This window comes from Pseudarthrobacter phenanthrenivorans Sphe3 (assembly GCF_000189535.1).
GTDB classification, from domain to species: domain Bacteria; phylum Actinomycetota; class Actinomycetes; order Actinomycetales; family Micrococcaceae; genus Arthrobacter; species Arthrobacter phenanthrenivorans.
Window position 1 is genome coordinate 768,204 of sequence record NC_015145.1, and the last position, 23,493, is coordinate 791,696.

Here is a 23,493-nt window from a genome sequence, read left to right on the forward strand (position 1 = left end):
TGATGCTGTTGGCAGTTTATCGTGGCCCGCACGCACTCCATGTGCCGGCCACCACAAAGGATACCGGCCGGTAGCTAGAGGAAAAGGCCTTGGCGGAACATTTGTCCAAAGAATTTACAAGCGGCCCGCCCGCGCTCATGGACAGGGCATGCAGGCGGCAAACGAAGGGCCCCTGTCCGCCAGCATGCTGGCGGACAGGGGCCCTATTCGCGGAAGGTAAGAGATTCGAACTCTTGGTACGGGGTTACCGCACACTAGTTTTCAAGACTAGCTCCTTCGGCCGCTCGGACAACCTTCCTCACCCAGTAGTGTTTCATAGGCACTTGCCTGCAACAAAACAGAGTCCGCAAGGTGTCCGGTGCACACTGGTTGCACGCAGTATTCAGTTCAAAAACGGGAGTGTTCCATGAAAGCCGTCTTCATTTCAGAGCCCGGCGGGCCGGAAGTGTTGGAGGTCCGCGAGACGGAGGCTCCAGTACCGGGAAACGGTGAGGTGCTCATTGATGTTGTGGCTGCCGGCCTGAACCGGGCGGACGTGCAGCAGCGCCGGGGGTTCTACCCGCCGCCTCCCGGAGCCTCGGAAATTCCCGGACTAGAAGTGTCCGGCCGGATTGCGGGATTCGGCCCCGGCGTCAAGAAGGCGTTCTCCCTGGGGGACAAGGTGGTGGCGCTGCTGGCCGGTGGCGGGTACGCCCAGCAGGTTGCCGTACCGGCCGAGCAGGTCCTGCGCGTACCCGAGGGAGTTGACCTGGTGACCGCGGCGGCCCTTCCCGAGGTCGCGGCCACTGTCTACTCCAACCTGGTGATGACGGCCCAGCTGCAGGCGGGCGAAACCGTCCTGATCCACGGGGCTACGGGCGGGATCGGCACCATGGCCATCCAGCTCGCCAAGGCGCTCGGCGCCCGGGTTGCCGCCACCGCCGGCTCCGACGAGAAGGTGGGCACGGCCAAGGCCTTCCTGGGCGCCGACATCGCGATCAACTACGCCGAGGAAGATTTTCCTGAGAGTCTCCGCCGCCAAAACGGAGGAAAAGGCGCTGACGTCATCCTCGACGTCGTCGGTGCCAAGTACCTGGCCCAAAACGTGGACGCGCTCGCTGACTACGGACGCCTCGTGGTGATCGGCCTGCAGGGCGGAACGAAGGGTGAGCTCGATCTGGGACAGCTGCTGAAAAAGCGCGCCGCCGTGGTGGCCACTGCCTTGCGCCCGCGGCCGGTGGCGGAGAAAGGCGCCATCATGAATGCCGTCCGCGAAGCTGTCTGGCCGCTCGTCAGCGACGGCAGCATCCGGCCGCTGGTAGCCAAGACCTTCCCGCTGGACCAGGTGCGGGCGGCCCACCGCTATTTTGATACCGGTGAGCACGTCGGAAAGATCCTGTTGCTCATGTAGGTCCGCCCGACGTCCAATGCTCGCCGAGTACAAGGAACAGCATGTCCATCCGTCACAGCCTCCTCGCACTGCTGCAGGACCAGCCGCGCTACGGCTACCAGTTGCGGCTGGAGTTCGAGAACCGGACCGGCACCACCTGGCCGCTGAACATCGGGCAGGTGTACACCACGCTGGACCGGCTCGAGCGGGACGCGCTGGTTGCGCGTGAGGACGACGACGGCGGCGGACACGTGATGTACAGCATCACGGCTGCAGGCAGGGCAGAAATACAGGCTTGGTTTGTTGACCCGGTGGAACGGAACAACCCGCCCCGGAACGAACTTGCCATCAAGCTCGCGCTCGCGGTCACCCTGCCGGGCGTGGACGTCCAGGCCATCATCCAGGCCCAGCGGTCGGCTTCCCTTAAGGCCCTGCAGGATTACACCCGGACGCGCCGCGACACGTCCTCCAACCAGCGTTCAAGTGATACCGCCTGGCTGCTGGTCCTGGACTCCCTGATCTTCCAGACCGAAGCAGAGGTCAGGTGGCTGGACCTGTGCGAGGCAAGGATGGTCCAGCAGGCGCAGGGGAAATAGGCAACATATTTGGGTCTTTTTGATTCGCTGCCTTGGGCCTACCGTAGGTCAAGGAGCCGTCCGCCCGGGCGGCGGAACCCACGGAGGAAGCTCATGACAACGCACGTCGCCGACTGCAGCGTAACGAACTGTTCCTTTAACGACCACACCAACTGCAATGCCGCCGCCATCACTGTGGGCGGCGCCGAGAACCACGCACACTGCGCCACGTTCATCGAGACCGGCATCCACGGCGGGCTGCCCAAGGTGCTGGCCGACGTCGGGGCGTGCCAGCGCTCCGAATGCGTCCACAACGACCACCTCATGTGCAAGGCGCCGGAGGTCCATGTGGGGCCGGGGGCGGACAACGCCGACTGCCTCACGTACGCCCACGCCTGAGGACCGCCCCACGCCTGCACCAGCAGCCAAGGCCTCCGCCCGGACCATCCGGACGGAGGCTTTCCTGTTATGGCACAAATTCCTTTCGCCGCCACGTCCCGTCCGCTCGGCGCACGGCCTCGCGACTGGGGCACAAAACCTTCGGGAACGGGAGCATGGCTGGGTAAGCTTGCTCAGCAAGGGAGATCTGCACCATCTCAAGGAGGAGACATGGCCGAAACGCCTGATCAGCGGAGGAAAGCATCCGGGGGAGAGGGCGTGGTCGCCACCGATCCGGCCCTTCCCCCAACAGCTGTGGATGAGGCCGTCCGGGAGGCTGAAGAGAAGAAGTGGACGCCGGGAAAGATCGCGCTCTGGGCTGCGATCGCACTCCTCGGCGGCGTGGCATGGTTCATGCTGGCCATCATCCGCGGCGAAACAGTCAACGCCATCTGGTTCGTGTTCGCCTCAGTCTGTACCTACCTCATCGGGTACCGCTTCTACTCCAAGGTCATCCAGCGCTACATCACCAGGCCCGATGACCGGCGTGCCACGCCGGCCGAGTACAAGGCGGACGGCAAGGACTATGTCCGGACAGACCGCAACGTCCTGTTCGGCCACCACTTCGCCGCCATCGCCGGCGCCGGCCCGCTGGTAGGACCCGTGCTTGCCGCGCAGATGGGTTACCTGCCCGGCACTCTCTGGATCATCATCGGCGTCGTCCTTGCCGGCGCCGTCCAGGATTACCTGGTGATGTTCTTCTCGATGCGGCGCGGGGGACGGTCCCTGGGGCAGATGGCCCGCGAGGAACTCGGCGTTGTAGGCGGCACCGCCGCCCTGATCGCTACCCTGCTCATCATGGTGATCATCGTCGCCATCCTGGCGCTCGTCGTCGTCAACGCCCTGGGTGAGAGCCCATGGGGTGTCTTTTCCGTTGGCATGACCATCCCCATCGCCCTGTTCATGGGTGTCTACCTGCGCTACCTGCGGCCCGGCAAGGTCATGGAAGTATCGCTGATCGGGTTTGTGTTGCTGATGGCGGCCATCATCGGCGGCGGCATCGTGGCCGAAACCCCGTGGGGCGCCGACATCTTCAGCCTGGACCGCGTCACCATCGCCTGGGGCATCATCATTTACGGCTTCATCGCGGCGATCCTGCCGGTGTGGCTGCTGCTGGCGCCGCGTGACTACCTGTCCACGTTCATGAAGATCGGCGTGATCGTGATGCTCGCGGTGGCCATCATCGCGGTCCGCCCGGAGATCACCGTCCCGGCCTTCAGCGAGTTCGCCAGCAGGGAGAACGGCCCGGTGTTCCCGGGTGCCCTGTTCCCGTTCCTGTTCGTCACGATCGCCTGCGGGGCCCTGTCCGGGTTCCATGCGCTGATCTCTTCGGGCACCACGCCGAAGCTGGTGGAGAAGGAACGCCAGACGCGGTTTATCGGCTACGGCGGCATGCTGATGGAGTCGTTCGTGGCCATCATGGCGCTTGTCGCCGCCATCTCCATTGACCGCGGACTCTACTTCGCCATGAACTCTCCGGCGGCGTTGACCGGCGGAACGGTGGAGACAGCGGCCGCCTGGGTCAACAGCCTGGGCCTGACAGGGGTCAACATCAGCCCGGACCTCCTCGCCCAGACAGCGGAAAACGTGGGCGAGGAAAGCATCGTGTCACGCACTGGCGGCGCGCCCACGCTGGCGTTGGGCCTGGCCCACATCATGCAGCAGTTCATTGGCGGAACCGCGATGATGGCGTTCTGGTACCACTTCGCCATCATGTTCGAAGCGCTGTTCATCCTCACCGCAGTGGACGCCGGCACCCGTGTTGCCCGGTTCATGCTGCAGGATTCCATTGGCAACTTCGTCCCCAAGTTCAAGGAGCACTCCTGGCGGCCGGGTGCGTGGCTCTGCACCGCGATCATGGTCGGGGCTTGGGGTGCCGTGCTGCTGATGGGTGTTACCGACCCACTGGGCGGCATCAACACGCTGTTCCCGCTCTTCGGCATTGCCAACCAGTTGCTCGCTGCCATTGCCCTGTCCGTCTGCCTGGCCATTGTGGCCAAGCGCGGCACGTTCAAGTACCTCTGGATCGTGGCGCTCCCCCTGGCGTTCGCCGCCGTGGTCACCATCACTGCGAGCTACCAGAAGATCTTCTCGCCCACTCCGGCTGTGGGCTACTTCGCCAACAACGCGGCCTTCAGCAAAGCCCTGGCAGAGGGTAAGACCGAGTTCGGTACCGCGAAGTCCGCGGCGGCCATGGAGGCCGTGGTCCGCAACACCGGCATCCAGGGCTGGCTGTCCGTGATCTTCGTGGTGCTCAGCATCATTGTGATCGCGACGGCGGTGCTTGCCACGGTCAAGGCGTTCCGCAGCCGCAGGTCGGGGGCCGTCGTCACGGACAACGAAGACCCCGCCAAGCCTTCGCGCGTCTTTGCACCGGCAGGGCTGATTCCCACCCCCGCTGAGCGCGAGCTGATGGCGGAATGGGACAAGGTTCCGGCGGAACTCCGGTTCGAGCGGGCAGGGCACCACTGATGAGCACGGCTCTCACCGGGCTCTCCAACGGGTTCAGGGGCTTCGCCCGGTATCTCGGCGGCGTCATGGGTGCCGATGCCTATGCCAAGTACCTGGAGCACCACCGGCTGGCCGGCCACCGGGAGCCGCCGCTGAGCGAGAGGGAGTTTTGGCGGGACCGGACGGACCGCCAGGACTCCAACCCGCAGGGCCGGTGCTGCTGATTGAGCTTGCAGCGGACAAGCGGCGGGGAGGCCCGTGAAGTGGCTTCCTGGTGGATCGCTCATGAGAGTATGAACGCATGAGCGATCCACAAGACACTCAGGCAGCTGAGGACCTCCCGGTAGAAGGTACCCCCATCGACGAGCAACAGGCGCCGGTGCCCGCGCAGGGCAGCCTGGCGGATGGCAGCAAGCCCAAGGGCAGCAACCTTCAGGACCTGGTGGATGAGCCAGCCAAGGTAATGCGGATCGGGACCATGATCAGGCAGCTTTTGGAGGAAGTGAAGTCCGCGCCTTTGGATGACGCCGCTCGCGGAAGGCTCGCCGAGATTCATGAGCGTTCCATCAAGGAGCTGGAAGACGGGCTCGCCCCTGAGCTGGTGGAGGAACTGGACAGGATCAGCCTTCCCTTCTCCGATGAGGCCACTCCGTCTGACGCGGAACTGCGGATCGCCCAGGCCCAGCTCGTGGGGTGGCTCGAGGGATTGTTCCACGGCATCCAGACAGCCATCGCAGCCCAGCACGCCGCACGCGAGCATGCCGCAGCGCAGATGCAGCTCCGCCAGTTGCCGCCGGGCACCATGATCGCCCCCGGGGTTGTGATTGGTGAAAATGGCGAGCCCCAGCGCGCAACTGCCGGCCAGCGGGGCGGCCATCCCGCACGCTCCGGGCAGCGTGACGAACCGGACCACGGTCCGGGACAGTACCTCTAAGGTCCTTGGGCTTTTTCAGCGCCGCCAGGCAGGGGCGGAAAGACGACGCCGAACTGGGGCAAGGGTTGTGGCGCCGTGCCCACGACCGCTTCCAGCGGGGGCTGGACCGCTACCACCAGGTGCTCGAAGGGGTGGAAGACGACCAGCTGTACGACGAGCTGGTGGACATCGCCAACGAGCTTGCCTCGCTGCTGGAAAGGGTAAGGCTGGTGTGCATGGAAGCGCAGCGACGGTCCCCGAATGAAAGCCTCGACATCCCCGCTGCCCTTGCCGGAGTTCACCGGGCACTGTCCAAAGCCGGGAATTCGCTGGCCACCACGGCGGAAGCGGCCGCCATGCTGCGCCTGGCCATTGGTCCGGTTCCGGTAGGGGCAGCATCCGTACGACGGCGGGCGGAGGCAGTGTTCCAGCAGGTTGCGGAAGCGGAGCGGCACCTCCACGAGGAAGCCTCGTAGCTGCCCTTCCTGATATTCCCTGTTAAGCGTTTGGCTTACTCCGTGCCGATTCGGCCGGACACGGCACAGAGGTTTGGCAGGATGATCAGATGACTCTTTCACCTACTCTGACCTTCAATGACGGAAACACCATCCCGCAGCTCGGCTACGGGGTGTGGCAGGTTGAGGACGACGTGGCGGAGAAGGTTGTCCGCCAGGCGTTTGAAGCGGGCTTCCGGCACATCGACACCGCCAAGATCTACGGCAACGAGGCAGGCGTGGGCCGTGCGATCGCCAGCTCCGGCCTGTCTCCCGAGCAGCTGTTCATCACCACCAAGCTGTGGAATTCGGACCAGGGATATGAGTCCACGCTGGCAGCCTTCGAGGATTCGATGGCACGGCTGGGACTGGAAACCCTCGACCTTTACCTGATCCACTGGATGCAGCCCAAGCAGGACAAGTACGTTGACACCTGGAAGGCGCTCATCGAACTGCAGAAGCGCGGCCGGGTGAAGTCCATTGGGGTGTCGAACTTCAGCGCGGAAGGGCTGCAGCGGCTCATCGATGAAACGGGAGTGGTCCCGGCTATCCACCAGATCGAGCTCCACCCGTACTTCAGCCAGCGTGAGCTGCGCGAGTTTGGCGCATCGAAGGGGATCCTCACCCAGGCATGGTCACCCCTGGGGCAGGGCGGCGAGCTGCTGGAGGACCCTGTGGTGGCCTCCGTCGCGGCCAAGCACGGTGCAACGCCTGCCCAGGTTGTTATCGCCTGGCACCTTGCCATCGGCAACGTGGTCATTCCCAAGTCCGTCACGGAGTCCCGGATCCGCGAAAACTACGCGGCGCTGGATGTCTCCCTGGACGCGGAGGATGTCGAGGCCATCAACGGGCTGGACCGTTCTGCCAAGGGTGAAGGCCGCATCGGCCCTGACCCGGCGGTCTCCGATTTCGCATAGCCCTCACACTTTCCACTGAACGGGTGCCCCGCGGGCGCCTGTCTTCAAGCCGCCCTGCCGGAGCTCTTCCGGCAGGGCGGCCCGCTTTAAGCGGCGGCACGCGTTTCAGTCTTCGGCCCACCAGCGGCCCACCAGCGGCGCACCGGGGAGCCAGCGGGCCCGGGTCAGGCCGCGGTGCGGATCTGCTCCACTGCCACGGAATCAACGACAGCCCAGCCGTCCTCCTCCGCGCAGTGCCGGCTGGCGAACCTCTCGGCCTCTGCCAGCGTGTCAAAAACCTCGGCCCGGACGCGGCCGCAGTCAGCGTCGAAGTACGTGACGTGAAATTCCTGTACCTGTTGGTTCTCCATGAATCCAGTGTGCAACCGGGGTCTGACATTCCTTGGAATCACGCCCGCGTGTTGTTCAGCCGGAGTACCCGTTCCTGCGCCAGCATTGCCGTCCGCTCCGCTTTTTCGGCGGCCCGTACCGCCTGTTTTGCCTCAGCCGTGGTTGCCGCCAGCGTTTTCCGGGAGCGGTCCAGTTGCTCTTCCGCCCCTCTGAGCCGGGCACGCAGTTCTGCCGTCTCCTGAAGGAGCTCCGCGATTTCCGTCCGTGTGTCGTCCGCCCGCTCCTGGAGCTCCTGGGCCTCGCGGGCCGCCTCGGCCTCCGCCGCCTGGGCGTCGGCCAGGGCAGCCTTGGCTTTCTCCAGCGCAGGAGGCGACGCTGGCCGCGGAGCCTGCCGGACGGCCTCAAGCCGCGGCTTGTCCGCCGTGCGCCGCGGTGGCGCTTCCGTCGTCGTACGCGCTTTCCTGCCCGCCGCAGCTGCCGGCCCGGCTGATGGTTGGGCTGCTGGCGGCGCTGTGGCGGCAGCCGGCAGGACGGAGGGGACTGCCACGGTCCCCGCCAGGTCAACCGCATTCACGCCGTCCGCGGACAGTGTTTTCAGGAGCCGTCCACTCATGGCCGCGGCGGCCGCCCCCTCGTCTGCCGTCAGCGCCCGAAGGGTCTCTTCGACATCTCCCGCCATGGCTTCACTGATGCTCCGGCCTTGGTCCGCTGCCACTGAGCGTGCGGTGTCGACGGCGGCGGACAACACCGTGCGCCGCTCACGTCCCAGCTCACGGAGGGCGGCAGCATCAAGGGCTGCCTGGGCGGCGCGCATGCGGGTTCCGAGGCCGGCCAGCCCGGAGAGGACATCGGGCCGGTGCAGGGCCAGCATGTTCACGGCCCAGGCAGCAACAGAGGGCTTTGGCAGCGCCCGGACGGCAGCACTGAGGTCTTTGTCAGGCGCCACGTCCTTGGCTGCTGCCGTCCGGGCCGCCACGAACTCCTCCAGCGGCCTGGCGTACAGCTCTTGTGCGATGGTGGCCAGGGCCTCATCTTCCATGAACGCAATCTTAGGCGGGGCCGCCTGCTTCAGCTCTGGCCCGCTCCGTGCGTGCAGACGCCACCCACAGACACGCCCGCCGTCGTCCGCGAGACTGTCAGTGCCCGGGAGCACCATGGAGCTATGACGGCTCCAACTGTTGAGGCCGCGATCCACGAACTCATGGATCTCGCCTGGAATGTTGTCTATGACCTGCTCAATGAGCGGGGCCTGCTCGGCGACGGGTTGTTCGTCGAGGAGTACACCGGGATCCATTCCTGGGTGGAAGGCCCAACCCGCTACACCGTGGTCCACTCCCGGGAGGTTGCGGTCCTGTTCGTGGACACCCGGCCGGTGGATGCCATCGCCTTCCAACACGACCTCCTGGGCACCGACGACCCGAAGAGCTACTTCAGCCTTCGTGGCTGACAGGTACGCTTTCGTGCACTCTTACGTGCATGGGCAACCTCGTTCGCTCCGGGCAGGTTCGGCAATCCAGAACAGTTCCGAGGAAGCGTGCTGGTCTCAGGGACGGTAACCGATCCTTTCGATGCAGTCGGCTCCTTTCCGCGCTCCATCCTGGCTGCGGAGGCGTTCGCCCGTGCGTGCTGTGGCATCAAGGATGGCCGGGTCTGTAAGGATGTCGTTGATGGTTTTGCTGATAGTTTCTGGAGCCGCTTCTGCGGAGAGGGTACGGCCGAGCCCGTTGCGTTCGACGACGCTGCCTATGAGTGGTTGGTCGGATGAAGGGTCCAGCGGCAGCACCAGGAGGGGGATGCTGTGAGCGAGGGCTTTGAGGGTGGTGGAGTGTCCGCCGTGGCCGATGACAAGGTCGACGTGGGGCATGATCTGCTCGTGGGGAATCCGCCCCTGGAGTTCCACATTGGCCGGGAGCGACTGCCCAATTTGTATCGGCATTCCGCCGGTGGTCACTATGGCCCGCACTGCTGACGTGCCCTTTGTCAGTTGCCCCAACGCGATGATGATCCTCCGGTACACGTCCTCGTGGTCCTTTTGCCAAACGGTGCTGAGGCTGACAAGGATGAGCGGCGGGTTTCCGGGCGCGCGGGGGACAGGGGGACTTGCCTGCTCGGTTGTGCCGAGCCATTCGAACGCGATCCGGCACGCTTCTTGCCCGGCGGGATCTATGGCGCGGTCGGTGGGCAGGAGCCGCGCAGCACACCGCTCAGGAGAGCCATGGGGCTGAGGCCAAAAGGCCGCAGTGCCACGTTCAGGGCCGGGTTGCCCATGCCCTGCTCCCAGAACTTCCCGAGCGAGTGAAACAGCACGGCGGACGGGGTACCGGTGCTGAGGGCTTCCCGCAGCGAAGCGAGCATGACGCCGTCAACAACGATCACGTCAGCACGTTGGCTGGCAAGCAGGGAGCGGACATCCCGGGCGGTTCCTCGCCCCAGTGCCATCCGCATCAGCGCAGGCAGGTGACCAAACCTCCCTGTAGGCCTGGTGACGTCCATTTGTGCCAGGGAGGGCAACGGCACCATCGTCACGCCTGCGGGGGCTGGCCCCTGGGCGCGCGGGCGCACGCCGGCGATGGTCACGTGATGGCCACGCCGCGCTAGTTCTCCGGCGATCGCGAAGGTTGGCGGGAGGTTGCCCCCAATGTCCTTACGATTTTGTTGTGGGTGATTTCGGAGCTGTCGTAGTGTTTCGATCACCCTCGGGTGGCGGGTATGGCCTAGGTCGCCCTGCCGCTTGGATGGCTCACTGGGAATGGCCGCCCGCTGCCCGCCGATGACTCGACCGCTGATTGAGAATTACGACATTGATCGTTGGGTAAGGACGTGCCGGCGTAGTTATCGACAGGGCCAACCGAAATTGGAGCTGATCGAAGGAGACTGAACATGCCGGCATTCTGGGTAGGAATCGACTCAGGCAAAAGAGCACATCATTGCGTCGTGATCGATCAGACGGGGACCGTGCTGCTCTCGAAACGGGTCGAGAACGACGAAAACGCAGTGCTCGAACTCATAGCCACGATCGCGGAGATCGCGGCCGGGGGCGAAGTCTGCTGGGCCACGGATCTGAATTCCGGCGGAGCGGCCCTGTTGATCGAGTTGTTGGCCGCGCACGCCCAGCAACTGCTCTATATACCTGGACGGATCGTGCATCACGCTGCGGAGACCTACCGCGGAGATGGCAAGACCGACGCGAAAGATGCCAGGATCATCGCTGACCAGGCACGGATGCGCACGGACCTCCAACCAGTCCGCCGCACGGACCAGATCAGCGTTGACCTGCGGCTCCTCACCGCCCGCCGTACGGATCTGATCTGCGACCGTGTCCGGGCGATCAACAGGCTCCGCGCCACCTTGCTGGAATATTTCCCGGCTCTCGAGCGTGCGTTCGACTACTCCAAACAGGCGCCCCTGGTCCTCCTGGGCGGCTACCAGACACCCGAGGGCATCCGGCGGATCGGACTAGCTCGGCTCACCGGTTGGCTGAGGAAACGCGGCTGCCGCAATAGTGCCAAGATGGCAGAGAAGGCACTGATAGCCGCAAACTCCCAGCACACCGTACTGCCAACTCAGACCACAGGCTCTGCCCTGGTCGTCCGGCTGGCCGGGCAAATCAGCACTCTCGATGCGGAGATCGCCGGCATCGATGCCCAGATCACGGACCTGTTCGGGAAGCACGACAGCGCCGATGTTTTGCTCACCATGCCGGGCTTCGGCCCCGTACTCGCAGCTACTTTTCTCGCGAACATCGGCGGCAACCTGGACGCGTTTGACTCAGTCGACCGGCTCGCCAGCGTCGCGGGGCTGGCTCCCGTCCCGCGCGATTCCGGACGAATCAGCGGGAACCTGCACCGACCACGTCGCTTTAACCGCAGGCTCCTGCGGACCTGTTACCTCGCCGCCCTCTCCAGCTTGAAGAACAGCGCGGCCTCAAGAACCTATTACGACCGGAAGCGCGGAGAAGGAAAGTCGCATAAACAGGCCCTCATCGCCCTCGCCAGACGTCGCATCAACGTCCTCTGGGCGATGCTCCGTGACCACACCATCTACCAGGAACCAATGCCACGCATCACCGCTCAGGCGGCTTGACAGAAACATTGAGATTCCCAATGTCACCGCTGAGGAACATTACGTCGAGTGGCGGGCGCCGCCCTGGCTGTCCGGTCATGATGGGACCGGCAGCACAGCATGTACGGTGCCGTCTCCGGGAGTGCTCGCGGCGGAGGGCATGTCACGGAGCTTGGCTTGCCCGCCTGTGGAGGTCATCACGACGGCGGCCCGCCACGATGTGCGGATTCTTCCGTCGTCGGCGACTTCGGTCGCCGCCCCGAGGCCGCCGCACTCCCCAGAAGGGTCCTCCGCGGTAGACGCTCTCAGGCTCATGAACCCATTATGGCCGCCTCCTTTTCGGGCTGGCCAGAAACTACTTCCTCTTGACCCGGGAAGATTCTGCAGCCTTTCCTGGGTAACCAATGGCTGCCCGCACCCTGTCAGCTGCTAGTCCGAGGTGCGCTCATTCATTACTTCCCAAGCGGGCAAGCGGACGAGCTCCATCGAGCCACCGTCCTCGACCGGAGCGGCCTTCGTCTCCGTGTCCCCATCGGCGTCTGTTCCCCCTGTAGCCATGCCATGCAGAATACTGGGTCATTGGCTGCGCTTCGAGCGCGCTTTACTCGAACATCTGGTGTGCCCTTCCCCGGAAAGACTCCACCTTAACCAGCGAAAAACCCCGGAAACCCCTAGATTTAGGGGCTGTCCGGGGTTTATCCCGAGCTTCCTATCAGAATCGAACTGATGACCTTTTCATTACGAGTGAAACGCTCTACCGACTGAGCTAAGGAAGCACCGCACGAAATCCCCGGCGGAACCGGGCGCTTCATGCAAGAGTCAACTGTAATAGAGTCCCCGCGCCCGGGTCAAAATGGGGCGGCAGCCCCGGTATGAGGCCTTCAGCACACGGTGTTGTCGGCGGGCACCTGTCCGTTGACCAGGTAGGCGTCAACCGCGTCTTCGAGGCACGCGTTGGAACGGCCGTAGGCGGTGTGGCCCTCGCCTTCCCACGTCAACAGTGCGGCGTTGCCCAGCTGCTTGCGGAGTGATGCTGCCCATTCCACGGGAGTGGCCGGATCGCCGGTGGTACCGATCACCACGATGGGCGAATCGCCGTCGTACTTCACAGGCGCAGGGGCCCGCACACTGTCATGCGGCCAGTCCACGCAGTTTGTCCCGCCGTAAGCGAAGAAGTACCCGAACGTGGGGGAGTCCTGCATCAGGCTTTGCTGCTCGGCCCGCATGGCGGCGGTGTCCGACTCCATGGGGTAGTCGAGGCAGTTAATGGCATTGAACGCGAAGGTTGAGTTGGACGTGTAGGTGCCGTTGGAGGAACGGTCTGCACCCAGGTCTGCGAGCCGCAGCATCAGGCTCACATCCCCTGTCATGGCAGCTTCCAGCGCCTGGGTCAGTGCGGGCCAGCTTTGGTCGTTGTAGAGCGGGGTGATGAGGCCGCTGACGAACATGGTGTCGTTGACCACCCGCCCGTCCTTTGCCGTGCGGGGAGTTTCCTGGACCGCGGCGATCAGGTCCCGGATCTGCTGGACCCCGGAGTCCACATCCCCGCTCAGCGGGCAGCCGTCCTGGCCCAGGCAGCTGGCGACGTAGGCACGGAGGGCCTTCTCGAACGCACGGGCTTGGCCGCTGGTGAGTTCTTCATTGCTGATGGACGGATCCAGCGCCCCGTCCAGGACCATCCGTCCCACGTTGTCCGGGAACAGCGAGGCGTATGTGGAGCCCAGGAATGTTCCGTAGGAGTAGCCGAGGTAGTTGAGCTTGGGGTCGTTGACTACGGCCCGAAGGATGTCCAGGTCCTTAGCCGAACTTACAGTGTCGATGTGCGCCAGCACGGGGCCTGTCTGCTCCCCGCATTGGGCAGCAATGGCTTTGTTGTCCGCCAAGGCTGCGGCCAAACCGGCGTCCGTTTCCAGGTCGTAGATCTTCGCCCTGGCGGCATCGCGTTCGGCGTCGGTCATACAGGTAACCGGTGCCGAGCGTTTGACACCCCGCGGGTCAAAGCCCACCAGGTCGAAAGCATCGCGCACAGGCTGCGAAAAGTGGGTGCCTGCGGCATCCTTGACGAAGTCATAGCCTGAGGCGCCGGGGCCGCCGGGGTTGACCAGCAGGCTGCCCGTCTTCTTGCCCGTGCTGGAGGCCCTCAGTGCGGCGAGCTGGATGGTTTCGCCGTCCGGATTGTCATAGTCCATGGGCACGGTCACCTTGGCACACTGGAACTGGCTCTCGCACGGCTCCCAGACGACTTCCTGGGAGTAGAACTCTTCCAGCCCTGCCGGAGCGCTGGCAACGATCGAGGGGTCCGCTTTGGCCGTGGCAGCCTCCTGGCTGCTGTCACCACCGTTGAGCAGGCTGCAGGAGGCCAGGACCATGGCAAGGACCATGGCGCCGAGGGCACGGACGCCTGGAGCCGCAGATCGTGGGCGTGCGGGCAGAGGGCGGGCAGTCATCGGTCTCCTTGAAGGACTAGATCAGGCTGGCTGCCATGGACTCAATGGTCAACAGCGGTGCAACGTTGGTGGTGGTGATGCGTTCGCGGGCTGTGTTGATGGCGTCCATCCGGGCAAGAGTGGACTCCGGAGTGGAACGGCGGGCGAATTCCTCCAATTCACTCCTCAACTCAACGTTCACCAGCTCCACAGCATTCCCGAGCTGGATGATCAACACATCCCGGTAGAACGAGAGGAGATCCGTCAAGGTGCGGTCCAGCGAGTCCGTGATGGAGCGCTTGGCCCGGCGTTTCTGGTCCTCCTCGAGCTGCTTCACCTGGCTCCGCATGGCCGGCGGAAGGGTCCCGGATTCGGGCGCACCAAGGGTGGCCAGCAGCGCCGCCTTTTCGGCGGCGTCCCGTTCCTCGTTGGAACTGTTGGCTTCGGTGGTGGCAATCTTGACAAGCTTGTCCGCCATCATCACCGCGGCTGTGACCCCGCGCAGTCCCAGGGGGAACCGCACTGTCTCTAGCCGGCGTTCCCTCGCCGCTGGATCCCGCGCCAGCCGCCGGGCAATCCCCACGTGGCTTTGTGCCGCCCTGGCCGCCTGTTCCGCCAATGCCGGGTCCACGCCGTCGCGCTTCACCAGCAGGGCTGCCACGTCTGATGCTGGCGGAAGCCTCAAGGCGACGCTGCGGCAGCGGGAGCGGATGGTCACCAGGACGTCTGCCGGGGACGGCGCGCAAAGCATCCACACGGTCCGGGGCGTGGGTTCCTCGATGGCCTTAAGCAGGACGTTGGTGGTCCGTTCGGCCATCCGGTCAGCGTCTTCCACTACGATGATGCGCCACCGTCCGGAGGAAGGCCGGTTCCCGGCAGTGGCGACCAGCTCCCGGGCCTCGTCAATGGTGATGGTGACCTTTTCGGTCCGGACGAACGTGACGTCCGAGTGGGTTTCTCCCAGGATGGTCAGGCAGGCGGCGCAGCTTCCGCAGCCGCGCAGGCTGACGTCATCCTGGTCGCAGTTCAGGGCCGCAGCAAAGGCCTTCGCCGCGTTGGAACGTCCGGATCCCGGGGGGCCTGTGAACAGCCAGGCATGCGTCAGGCCTTCGCCGCTGGAGGCTTGACGCAGCTGTTCGACGACGGCGGGTTGCCCCTGGAGGTCATCCCAGACGGTCATGGGTGGCCGCCGACCCCGGGTGCACCGGCGTCCGCCCCAGCCCGGGCCGGTGCGTTCCCGGCAAGGAGGGCGTCCACGCGGGCAAGGATCCGGGAGGAAAGTTCGCTGACGGGATGGTGCGCCGGCAGCACGAGGTAGGACTCCGGACGGCGGCGCGCCAGGTCCAGGAAAGCGTCACGGATCCGGGCATGGAACTCGTCAGCCTCAGACTCCATTCGGTCCTCGGCGGCGTCGCCGGCCGTCCGGCGGCTGCGGCCCACGGCGGGATCAACATCCAGCAGGACGGTGAGGTGCGGCTGCAGGCCGGACGTTGCCCATTCGTTCAGGGACCGCACCGCGTCCTCACCCAGTGCCCGCCCCGCCCCCTGGTAGGCAACCGAGGAGTCGATGTACCGGTCCGTCAGGACAACCTCGCCGCGCTCCAGGGCCGGCCGGATCACCTGGCTGGCATGGGCAGCCCGGGAGGCGGCAAAGATCAGGGCTTCGGTGTGTGCATCGATAAGCCCGTGGCCATGGTCCAGGACCAGCGAACGCAGTTTCTCGCCAATAGGCGTCCCGCCCGGTTCCCGTGTGCGCAGAACGGCCAAGCCTCGTGCTTCGAGCGTTTCAGCAAGCAGCGCAGCCTGGGTGGACTTGCCCGCGCCGTCGCCGCCTTCAAACGCGATGAAGAGACCGGACCTTTGTTTGCTCACCCCTCAAGCCTACCGACCCCCGCTGACATTTCCCGATTAGGCTGCCTGCCCGGGGGCCGTCTAAGGCGGCCGGTAACAGCTTTCGAGGCTGTCAGTGGCGGACAGTACGCTGTCACCATGAGTCTTTCCGAACAGCAGGCGGCGGCCCTGTCAGCCGAAACGGTAGTGGTTGCGTCCGGACGTCCCCCGAGGGAAAGGGACCAGCCGGTTAACCAGCCGATCGTCCTTTCCTCCACTTACTTCGGCAGCGGCCCGCTGGGCGACGGCGACCGCGGCTACGGCCGCTACTCCAATCCCACCTGGGACCCCTTTGAAGAGGCCCTCGGCCAGTTGGAGGGTTCCGACCTGCCGGGCCTGCTGTACGCGTCAGGGCTTGCGGCCGTGAGTTCGGCGCTGTCGCTGATCCCGGCAGGGGGAGTGCTGGTCATGCCCACGCACAGCTACTCCGGTTCCCTGGTCATGGCCGCTGAGCTTGCCCAGAAGGGGTTCATCGAGCTCCGGACTGTGGATATTGCCGATACCGGGGCCGTCAGGGAAGCCCTCGCGCCCCACGGTCCAGAAGCGCGACGCGCCGCCATGCTGTGGCTGGAGAGCCCCACCAACCCAATGCTCGGCATTGCCGACGTTGCCGCCCTCACCGAGGACGCGCACGCGGTAGGGGCAATAGTCGTTACGGACAACACGTTCTCCACGCCCCTGGTGCAGCAACCCCTCCTGCTGGGTTCCGACGTCGTCCTGCACTCGGTGACCAAGTACCTCGCCGGCCACTCCGATGTTGTCCTGGGCGCCCTGGTCACGTCCAACCCGGACATCCGGTCCGCACTGCTGCACCACCGCATCATCCATGGCGGGATCGCCGGCCCCTTTGAAGCCTGGCTGGCACTGCGCGGACTGCGGACCCTGGCGCTCCGGATAGAACGGTCCCAGGCCTCCGCCACCGTCCTGGCGGAACGGCTGAAGGAACATCCCGCGGTCGAGTCCATCCGCTTCCCGGGCCTGCCCGCCGACCCCGGCCATGAACGCGCCAAGGCGCAAATGAAGGGGTTCGGTTCCATCATTTGCATCCAGGTGGCCCCGGCCGCAGGGTTGAGCGGCGCTGACGCCGCAGACCAGTTGGTCCGCGCACTTCATCTCTGGCTGCCCGCAACGTCGCTGGGCGGGGTTGAGTCCCTCATTGAACGCCGACGGCGGCACACGGCTGAACCGGCCAGCGTCCCGGAGAACCTGGTGCGGCTCAGCGTCGGCATCGAAAACGTGGAGGACCTCTGGGCCGATCTGAAGCAGGCGCTGGACGCGCTGGGCGGCTAGGCTGGGCTTGTGGACGGTGAAATGATTATTCGGCCTGTAGAGCAGGCAGTGTTCCTTATCCTTGCCCTGGTTGCGCTGGGGCTGGAGCTCTGGGCCGTGGTGGACTGCGCCCGGCACCGTGCCAATGCGTTCGAGGCAACCGGCAAGCGGACCAAGACCTTCTGGCTGGCACTCACCGGCGGCGCGGCCCTGGTGGGTGCCCTCTCCCTGCTGGGCGGAGGCGGCGGCGGCTTCCTTGGCACGCTGGGGCTGTTCGGGCTCGCCGCCGTCGTCGCGGCCTCCGTGTACCTGGCTGACGTGCGGCCGGCGGTCAAGGACGCCGGGCGGGGCGGCAGCCGCAACACCGGGCCGTACGGCCCCTGGTGACCTAGCCGGCGTTTGGCGCCACCGAGTCCCAGTCCACGGTGAGTTCGCCAAGGCGCCACCGTGAAGGCCCGTCCTGTACCGGCCACCCCGCGTCCCGCAGGCTGCTGCACATCCCTTGCCAGCGCTGCCGGTTTCCAAAGGCCGCGAGTGGAGCACACTCCAGCCAGGCCCGATCCATCGCCTGCATCAGGGCGTGCACGGGTTCGCCCGGTACGTTGCGGTGGATCAGCGCCTTCGGCAGCCGTTCGGCAACGTCGGAGGGAAGTTCGAAGCTGCCGAACCGGACGGAGATGCTGAGCGACACCGGCCGCTCCGCATCAAGGGCAATCCACGCGACGCGGCGCCCTATCTCGTCGCAGGTACCGTCGACGAACAGGCCGCCGGGGGCAAGCCGGTCCTGCACCAGCCGCCAGATTCCGGCCACGTCCGCTTCCTCGTACTGGCGCAGGACATTGAACGCACGCACCAGCACAGGCTGGCCGGGTACGGGCAGTTCAAAACCGCCCACCCGGAAGCTGAGTCCCGGCCGCTCGAGGGGGAGGGCCGCCCGGACCCGTCCCGGTTCAATCTCTATTCCGTAGACCTGCACGTCAGGCCGGACGGCGGAGAGCCGGTCATGAAGTTCGACGGCGGTGGCTGGCGAAGCGCCGTAGCCCAGGTCCACGATCAGCGGGTCCACGGCCTTCCGCAGCCGCCAGCCCTGCGGACCAGCAAGCCAGCGGTCCACCCTGCGCATCCGGTTGGGGTTGGTGGTGCCGCGGGTTACGTTGCCCACCGGTTTGCCTTGCCGGCCGGCCCTGTTCCTGCCCGAGAGTTGCGGGGCAGCAACCCGCTCAGCCTTTTGAACCACCGCCCTACCCTATCCTGCGTGCGGAATGGGCAGCGTTTGTAACGCTGGGCGGGTGGCGTCAGCGCTCGGCTAGGATGAAATTCATGACTTACAAGCTGATTCTGCTGCGCCATGGCCACAGCGAATGGAACGCCAAGAACCTGTTCACCGGCTGGGTGGACGTTGACCTCAACGACCAGGGCCGCCAGGAAGCAGCACGGGGCGGGGAACTCCTGGTTGAGAACGAGGTTCTCCCGGACATCGTCTACACCTCGCTGCTGAAGCGTGCCATCAACACGGCAAACATCGCCCTGGACAAGGCCGACCGCGGCTGGATCCCGGTCAAGCGCGACTGGCGCCTGAACGAGCGCCACTACGGCGCCCTGCAGGGCAAGGACAAGGCCCAGACCCTCGCCGAGTACGGCGAAGAGCAGTTCATGGAGTGGCGCCGTTCCTACGACACGCCGCCGCCGCCCCTGGACGACGATTCCGAGTTCTCCCAGGCCCACGACCCCCGCTACGCAGACCTCGGCGACGCCCTTCCGCGGACCGAATGCCTGAAGGACGTCCTCGTGCGCCTGCTGCCGTACTGGGAGTCGGACATCAAGGAAGACCTCAAGGCCGGCAAGACTGTCCTGGTCACCGCCCACGGCAACTCGCTCCGCGCCCTGGTCAAGCACCTGGACGGCATCAGCGACGAAGCCATCGCCAGCCTCAACATCCCCACGGGCATCCCCCTGGTCTACGACCTCGACGAGAACTTCCAGCCGATCAAGCCCGGCGGAACCTACCTCGACCCGGAAGCTGCCGAGCAGGCTATCCTGGCCGTCGCCAACCAGGGCAAGAAGTAACGCACAGTCTGGAACAACGACGGCGGGCTGGTCACCTTAGGTGACCAGCCCGCCGTCGTATGTCCAAAACTCCGTACGGGTTCTCAGCTGTGCTCTGTACCCGTGGGCTGCCAAGCGCCGGTCACCAGGTAGGTGACCTTCTGGGCCACAGACACACCGTGGTCTGCAAAGCGCTCAAAGTAGCGGCTCGCCAGGGCAACATCCACGGTGGTAGCGGGTGATTCCGTCCATTCAGGCGCTGCTATGGCCTTGAAGACGCTGAGGTGGAGATCGTTGATGGCGCTGTTCGCCTTCAGGATGTCCCGGGCCACCTCAAGGTCACGCGTTTCCAGCAGCACTGTCAGCTTCCGGGCAATTTCCTTGTCCAGTTCGGCCATGCGCTTGAAGGTATCCGTCATGGACGAGGGAATGACCGTGGAGGGGTAGCGCAGGCGGGCCAGCTGGGCGATGTGGCGGGCAAGATCGCCCATCCGTTCCAGTGAGGCGCTCATCCGGAGCGAGCCCACAATCATCCGCAGGTCGCTGGCCACGGGACCCTGCAGGGCCAGGATGTCGATGGCCCTCTCGTCAAGGCTGTTCTGCAGGAAATCGATGCGGGCGTCCGCAGCAATGACGTCCTGTGCGAGGTCCACGTCCGCCACTTCAAAAGACGTGGTTGCCTTTTCCATCGCTTCGCTGACCAGCCGGGAAATCTCCACCAGCTGGTCACCGACCTGGGTCAGCTCTTCCTGAAAAACCTTACGCACTTAGGCGTCCTTTCCTAGTAACTCCCGCCAGTCCTCACGGCAGCAGGAATCGCGTCGCCATTCGGCACTCCAACTAACCACTGTGCCACTGCACGGTAAACGGTTAGGCCCTTGAAGGTGAACGTTAGTTGAACCGTTCCGGGAGGCGGCCCGGACGCGCCGAACTGCGGCCAGCAAGAGCATAAGGTGGAGCTGTGGATCCTATGCTCATCGGCCTGGTGGCCGGCCTCATCGGCCTGGCGCTCGGCACGTTCGGCGTCCTCGCATACCGGGTCAGCGAGAAGCAGCGCCAACTGCTGGACGTGGATGCCGAGGAAATCGCCCTGCCGGCCGGCGCCGCTGAGGTGCTGGCCGTCGTCGGACGTGCCTTTGTGGTGGTGGACGCCGTGGATGGCGTGGTCCGGGCCAGCCCGGCCGCCTATGCCTATGGACTGGTCCGCGGACACACGGTAGTCCACAAGGAACTGCTGGACATGACTGCCGGTGTCCGCCGGGATGGCGTCATCCTGGAGAAGCGGCTGGAGCTTCCGCGCGGCCCGCTGGGGCAGGGGACCATCATTGTCCAGGTCCGGGCCGCAATGCTCGGCGAGGAATACATCCTGCTCCTGGCGGATGACCGCACCGAAATCACCAGGACGGAGGAGATCCGGAACGACTTCGTGGCCAACGTATCCCACGAACTGAAGACTCCCGTTGGGGCCATCTCCCTGCTTGCCGAAGCCCTGGAATCATCGGCCGACGACGAACTGGCCGTCCGGCGCTTCGCCAAGCGTATGCACAAGGAGTCGGGCCGGCTCGCCGCCCTCGTGCAGGACATCATCGAACTCTCCCGGCTGCAGGGCGCCAGCGTCATCCAGCAGGGCGGCCCGGTTGACGTCAACGCGGTCATTGCCGAGGCCGTTGACCGCTCGCAGCTTCCGGCTGAGAGCAAGAACATCCGGATCATTGTGGGTGGCCGGACCGAGGCGAAGGTATTCGGTGACCAGGACCTCCTGGTGACGGCGCTGCGGAACCTGATTGATAACGCCATCCGCTACTCGCCGGAAAACACCAGGGTGGGCATCGGTGTGCGCAGCAGGGACGGCTTGGTCTCCATTTCCGTGACGGACCAGGGCGAGGGCCTCAGCCCCGAGGACCAGGAGAGGGTCTTTGAACGGTTTTACCGGGTTGATGCGGCACGCTCCCGCCATACCGGCGGAACCGGCCTGGGCCTGAGCATCGTCAAGCACGTCGCCTCCAACCACGGCGGCGAAGTCACCCTGTGGTCCCAGCCGGGCCAGGGATCGACTTTCACCCTCCGACTGCCGGAAATGGAAGGCCAGGAAGCCGGAGAAGAAGCCACGCCTGCTGCCACCCCGGCCGCCGGCACGGCCCGCCAGGCTTCCGGCAAGCCACCTGTCACCCCAGTACCCCGCGCCGCCGGCGCAACAGAACGAGGAGCAAACGCTTGAGCAGGATCTTGATTGTGGAGGATGAGGAATCATTCAGCGATCCTTTGTCCTATTTGCTGGGCAAGGAAGGCTTTGAGGTGGAGGTCGTGGACAACGGCCTGGACGCCATCACGGAATTCGACCGGAACGGGGCGGACCTGGTGCTGCTGGACCTGCAGCTTCCCGGGCAGTCAGGAACTGAGGTGTGCCGCCAGCTCCGCCAGCGCTCCAGCGTCCCGGTGATCATGCTGACCGCCAAGGACGCGGAAATCGACAAGGTGGTAGGGCTGGAACTCGGTGCCGACGATTACGTGACCAAACCCTATTCCTCCCGCGAACTCGTTGCCCGGGTCAGGGCGGTCCTGAGGCGCCAGGGAGAGCCGGAAGAACTGATTTCCTCAACGGTCCAGGCCGGCCCGGTCCGGATGGACATTGAACGCCACGTGGTGAGCGTGGGCGGGGAGCAGGTGCTGCTCCCGCTCAAAGAGTTCGAGCTCCTTGAGATGCTCCTGCGGAATTCCGGCCGCGTCCTGACCCGGGGCCAGCTCATCGACCGCGTGTGGGGCTCGGACTACGTGGGGGACACCAAGACCCTCGACGTGCACGTAAAGCGGCTCCGCGGCAAGATCGAGCCGGATCCTTCAGCTCCTCGCTACCTGGTGACCGTCCGGGGGCTTGGCTACAAGTTCGAACCCTAGGCTGCCAGGGCCTGGCTGGAGCTGGAAAAGGGCAACATAAAAGGGAGGGGCCGAACGGCCCCTCCCTTTTATGTTGCCCTTGCTTGTATCCGTGCCTGGGCCTAGTGGTTCGAGCCGCCCAGCTCAGAGGCCGTCGGGGACGGCGTGGGAGAAGGCGAAACCGTGCTGCCGGCGGGCAGGTACTCCTTGTACTCCTCGAGCGTGGCGTCCAGGACGGGCACCTTGACCGTGTTGCTCACGTTGGTGCCGCTTTCGCTGATCTTGACGTCAACCAGGGAGCCCGGGATTCCACCCGTTGTGCTCAGGATGGCTTCGTCGGAGCTGTCATTGAGCAGAGTTGAGGAATTGGCCTTGACCGGAACTTCCGTCTGCGAGCCTTCGGCACCATTGAGGGTCAGCGTCACATCCTGGGAGGACGAGTTGTAGACCGCGCCGATGACTCGGCCGGGCTGGTCCTCGCCGGCAGAGATGATGAGGATGTTGCGCAACTTCAGCGGCCCGAGGTCGGTAATGATGCCGTCCGACGACTGGTACTGCGCAGTTGTCTGCTGGGCATTGGTGTACCCGCAGCCCGACGCCAACAGTCCGACGCCAAGGGCGGCTGCCGTCAGTGCCAGTTTGCCGCGCTGGGCCCGGGTCATCGCAGTGAAACGCACGTCGCGTACTCCTCAAGAGTCTTGAAACATTAATCACGCATAGCCTATCCGCAAAGCGGGCCAAACGAGGATTCGGCGCTGTCACATCCCCCTTCCTCTGAGTAGGGAGCATGCACTATTATCCGCGTTCGTCAAGAGGGTAGGAGGGGTGGATTGGGCCTATTTTCCGCGTATTTCTGCGGTTCGCGGCGCCCTCGCGGGCCGGTCATATGCCTGAAACGTGATAAACTGGTCAGCGGGAAAGGGGAAATGTCCACATGGTATTTGAGGTCGGCGAGACAGTAGTTTACCCTCACCACGGTGCTGCGAAGATTGAAGAAATCAAGATGCGCACCATCAAGGGCGAAGAGAAAATGTATCTCAAGCTCAAGGTGGCTCAGGGTGATCTGACCATTGAAGTTCCAGCAGAAAACGTTGACCTTGTTGGGGTTCGCGATGTCGTGGGCAAGGATGGCTTGGAGCACGTGTTTGATGTGCTTCGCGCCGAGTTCACGGAAGAGCCCACCAACTGGTCGCGCAGGTACAAGGCAAACCTGGAGAAGCTTGCTTCCGGTGACGTCATCAAGGTTGCAGAGGTCGTCCGCGACCTGTGGCGCCGCGATCACGATCGGGGCCTTTCCGCAGGCGAGAAGCGAATGCTGGCCAAGGCACGGCAGATTCTGATTTCAGAGCTGGCGCTGGCTGAGAAGACCGACGAAGAGAAGGCTGCAAGCGTTCTTGACGAGGTCCTGGCTTCCTAAGAATTGAACCCCGGCGGCACCC

Annotated in this window: 27 protein-coding genes and 2 tRNA genes; 16 read left to right on the forward strand and 13 right to left on the reverse strand. The window is 64.8% G+C overall.

All coding sequences use genetic code 11. The features are described 5' to 3' along the window. Positions 1–210: 210 nt before the first annotated feature. Positions 211–298, reverse strand: a tRNA-Ser gene (locus tag ASPHE3_RS03640). 108 nt (positions 299–406) lie between these two features. On the opposite strand from ASPHE3_RS03640, the gene ASPHE3_RS03645 reads away from it, so the two are divergent. From ASPHE3_RS03645 to ASPHE3_RS03680, 8 genes are all read left to right on the forward strand, one after another. Beyond that, positions 407–1,390 carry an NAD(P)H-quinone oxidoreductase gene (locus ASPHE3_RS03645; protein WP_013599883.1) on the forward strand — a complete coding sequence of 328 codons (984 nt, stop codon included), beginning with the start codon at positions 407–409 and terminating at the stop codon, positions 1,388–1,390. A gap of 41 nt (positions 1,391–1,431) precedes the next feature. Next, positions 1,432–1,965, forward strand: a complete 534-nt coding sequence (locus ASPHE3_RS03650; RefSeq protein WP_013599884.1) for a PadR family transcriptional regulator — start codon at positions 1,432–1,434, stop codon at positions 1,963–1,965. Between the two features lie 93 nt (positions 1,966–2,058). After that, complete coding sequence (locus ASPHE3_RS03655; protein ID WP_013599885.1) at positions 2,059–2,343, forward strand: DUF1540 domain-containing protein; 285 nt, start codon at positions 2,059–2,061, stop codon at positions 2,341–2,343. Positions 2,344–2,553: 210 nt separating this feature from the next. Further along, positions 2,554–4,854 (forward strand): carbon starvation CstA family protein, encoded by a 2,301-nt coding sequence (locus ASPHE3_RS03660; RefSeq protein WP_013599886.1) that lies wholly within the window; start codon positions 2,554–2,556, stop codon positions 4,852–4,854. Continuing rightward, complete coding sequence (locus tag ASPHE3_RS03665; protein WP_013599887.1) at positions 4,854–5,057, forward strand: YbdD/YjiX family protein; 204 nt, start codon at positions 4,854–4,856, stop codon at positions 5,055–5,057. The genes ASPHE3_RS03660 and ASPHE3_RS03665 overlap by 1 nt, the downstream gene beginning before the upstream one ends. A 77-nt stretch (positions 5,058–5,134) precedes the next feature. Beyond that, positions 5,135–5,767, forward strand: coding sequence for a bacterial proteasome activator family protein (locus ASPHE3_RS03670; protein ID WP_013599888.1), 633 nt, complete (start codon positions 5,135–5,137; stop codon positions 5,765–5,767). A 5-nt stretch (positions 5,768–5,772) separates the two neighbouring features. Beyond that, the gene (locus ASPHE3_RS03675; RefSeq protein ID WP_013599889.1) at positions 5,773–6,222 is read left to right on the forward strand and encodes a hypothetical protein; all 450 of its coding nucleotides are present in this window, start codon (positions 5,773–5,775) and stop codon (positions 6,220–6,222) included. 89 nt (positions 6,223–6,311) lie between these two features. Further along, positions 6,312–7,157 (forward strand): aldo/keto reductase, encoded by an 846-nt coding sequence (locus tag ASPHE3_RS03680; RefSeq protein ID WP_013599890.1) that lies wholly within the window; start codon positions 6,312–6,314, stop codon positions 7,155–7,157. Positions 7,158–7,321: 164 nt separating this feature from the next. Here the strand turns inward: ASPHE3_RS03680 and ASPHE3_RS03685 are convergent, their stop codons facing one another. Both ASPHE3_RS03685 and ASPHE3_RS03690 read right to left on the reverse strand, forming a co-directional pair. Beyond that, the gene (locus ASPHE3_RS03685; RefSeq protein ID WP_041651959.1) at positions 7,322–7,507 is read right to left on the reverse strand and encodes a hypothetical protein; all 186 of its coding nucleotides are present in this window, start codon (positions 7,505–7,507) and stop codon (positions 7,322–7,324) included. Between the two features lie 38 nt (positions 7,508–7,545). After that, positions 7,546–8,526: a hypothetical protein gene (locus ASPHE3_RS03690; protein ID WP_013599892.1), complete on the reverse strand. Its 981-nt coding sequence runs from the start codon at positions 8,524–8,526 to the stop codon at positions 7,546–7,548. Positions 8,527–8,649: 123 nt separating this feature from the next. Between ASPHE3_RS03690 and ASPHE3_RS03695 the strand changes: the two genes are divergently transcribed. Then, positions 8,650–8,934, forward strand: a complete 285-nt coding sequence (locus ASPHE3_RS03695) for a hypothetical protein (protein WP_013599893.1) — start codon at positions 8,650–8,652, stop codon at positions 8,932–8,934. Positions 8,935–9,030: 96 nt separating this feature from the next. Here the strand turns inward: ASPHE3_RS03695 and ASPHE3_RS03700 are convergent, their stop codons facing one another. Together ASPHE3_RS03700 and ASPHE3_RS21380 are read right to left on the reverse strand one after the other, a co-directional pair. After that, positions 9,031–9,504, reverse strand: coding sequence for a glycosyltransferase (locus ASPHE3_RS03700; protein ID WP_013599894.1), 474 nt, complete (start codon positions 9,502–9,504; stop codon positions 9,031–9,033). Between the two features lie 146 nt (positions 9,505–9,650). Then, positions 9,651–10,181 (reverse strand): glycosyltransferase, encoded by a 531-nt coding sequence (locus ASPHE3_RS21380; protein ID WP_302050773.1) that lies wholly within the window; start codon positions 10,179–10,181, stop codon positions 9,651–9,653. Between the two features lie 186 nt (positions 10,182–10,367). Here ASPHE3_RS21380 and ASPHE3_RS03710 point away from each other — a divergent pair, with 186 nt between their 5' ends. Continuing rightward, positions 10,368–11,570 carry an IS110 family RNA-guided transposase gene (locus tag ASPHE3_RS03710; protein WP_013599339.1) on the forward strand — a complete coding sequence of 401 codons (1,203 nt, stop codon included), beginning with the start codon at positions 10,368–10,370 and terminating at the stop codon, positions 11,568–11,570. Between the two features lie 75 nt (positions 11,571–11,645). On the opposite strand, the gene ASPHE3_RS03715 is transcribed toward ASPHE3_RS03710, so the two are convergent. The 5 genes from ASPHE3_RS03715 to tmk form a co-directional block, all read right to left on the reverse strand. Then, complete coding sequence (locus ASPHE3_RS03715; RefSeq protein WP_013599896.1) at positions 11,646–11,864, reverse strand: hypothetical protein; 219 nt, start codon at positions 11,862–11,864, stop codon at positions 11,646–11,648. Positions 11,865–12,252: 388 nt separating this feature from the next. Then, positions 12,253–12,325: transfer RNA gene (locus tag ASPHE3_RS03720), tRNA-Thr, on the reverse strand. Between the two features lie 105 nt (positions 12,326–12,430). After that, positions 12,431–13,996, reverse strand: coding sequence for an alpha/beta hydrolase (locus ASPHE3_RS03725; RefSeq protein WP_013599898.1), 1,566 nt, complete (start codon positions 13,994–13,996; stop codon positions 12,431–12,433). A gap of 16 nt (positions 13,997–14,012) precedes the next feature. Continuing rightward, a complete protein-coding gene (locus tag ASPHE3_RS03730; RefSeq protein ID WP_013599899.1) occupies positions 14,013–15,155 on the reverse strand; it encodes a DNA polymerase III subunit delta' in 1,143 nt (380 codons plus the stop codon). Beyond that, a complete protein-coding gene (tmk, locus tag ASPHE3_RS03735) occupies positions 15,152–15,847 on the reverse strand; it encodes a dTMP kinase (protein ID WP_013599900.1) in 696 nt (231 codons plus the stop codon). The genes ASPHE3_RS03730 and tmk overlap by 4 nt, the downstream gene beginning before the upstream one ends. Before the next feature lie 117 nt (positions 15,848–15,964). Here tmk and ASPHE3_RS03740 point away from each other — a divergent pair, with 117 nt between their 5' ends. Together ASPHE3_RS03740 and ASPHE3_RS03745 are read left to right on the forward strand one after the other, a co-directional pair. Next, on the forward strand, positions 15,965–17,155 hold the full coding sequence (locus tag ASPHE3_RS03740; RefSeq protein WP_013599901.1) for a trans-sulfuration enzyme family protein: 1,191 nt from the start codon (positions 15,965–15,967) through the stop codon (positions 17,153–17,155). Between the two features lie 9 nt (positions 17,156–17,164). Continuing rightward, entirely contained in the window at positions 17,165–17,521 is a 357-nt protein-coding gene (locus ASPHE3_RS03745; RefSeq protein ID WP_041651960.1) for a DUF2516 family protein, read from the forward strand. A 1-nt stretch (position 17,522) separates the two neighbouring features. Here the strand turns inward: ASPHE3_RS03745 and ASPHE3_RS03750 are convergent, their stop codons facing one another. Continuing rightward, positions 17,523–18,371, reverse strand: coding sequence for a class I SAM-dependent methyltransferase (locus ASPHE3_RS03750; protein WP_041651961.1), 849 nt, complete (start codon positions 18,369–18,371; stop codon positions 17,523–17,525). Positions 18,372–18,454: 83 nt separating this feature from the next. Here ASPHE3_RS03750 and ASPHE3_RS03755 point away from each other — a divergent pair, with 83 nt between their 5' ends. Further along, positions 18,455–19,201, forward strand: a complete 747-nt coding sequence (locus tag ASPHE3_RS03755) for a phosphoglyceromutase (protein WP_013599904.1) — start codon at positions 18,455–18,457, stop codon at positions 19,199–19,201. An 83-nt stretch (positions 19,202–19,284) separates the two neighbouring features. On the opposite strand, the gene phoU is transcribed toward ASPHE3_RS03755, so the two are convergent. Beyond that, positions 19,285–19,947, reverse strand: coding sequence for a phosphate signaling complex protein PhoU (gene phoU, locus ASPHE3_RS03760; protein ID WP_013599905.1), 663 nt, complete (start codon positions 19,945–19,947; stop codon positions 19,285–19,287). 203 nt (positions 19,948–20,150) lie between these two features. Here phoU and ASPHE3_RS03765 point away from each other — a divergent pair, with 203 nt between their 5' ends. Continuing rightward, a complete protein-coding gene (locus tag ASPHE3_RS03765; RefSeq protein WP_013599906.1) occupies positions 20,151–21,398 on the forward strand; it encodes a sensor histidine kinase in 1,248 nt (415 codons plus the stop codon). Next, complete coding sequence (locus ASPHE3_RS03770) at positions 21,395–22,075, forward strand: response regulator transcription factor (RefSeq protein ID WP_013599907.1); 681 nt, start codon at positions 21,395–21,397, stop codon at positions 22,073–22,075. The genes ASPHE3_RS03765 and ASPHE3_RS03770 overlap by 4 nt, the downstream gene beginning before the upstream one ends. A gap of 101 nt (positions 22,076–22,176) precedes the next feature. On the opposite strand, the gene ASPHE3_RS03775 is transcribed toward ASPHE3_RS03770, so the two are convergent. Beyond that, on the reverse strand, positions 22,177–22,716 hold the full coding sequence (locus ASPHE3_RS03775; RefSeq protein WP_041651962.1) for a hypothetical protein: 540 nt from the start codon (positions 22,714–22,716) through the stop codon (positions 22,177–22,179). 272 nt (positions 22,717–22,988) lie between these two features. Here ASPHE3_RS03775 and ASPHE3_RS03780 point away from each other — a divergent pair, with 272 nt between their 5' ends. Further along, a complete protein-coding gene (locus ASPHE3_RS03780; protein WP_009357288.1) occupies positions 22,989–23,471 on the forward strand; it encodes a CarD family transcriptional regulator in 483 nt (160 codons plus the stop codon). Positions 23,472–23,493: the final 22 nt, after the last annotated feature.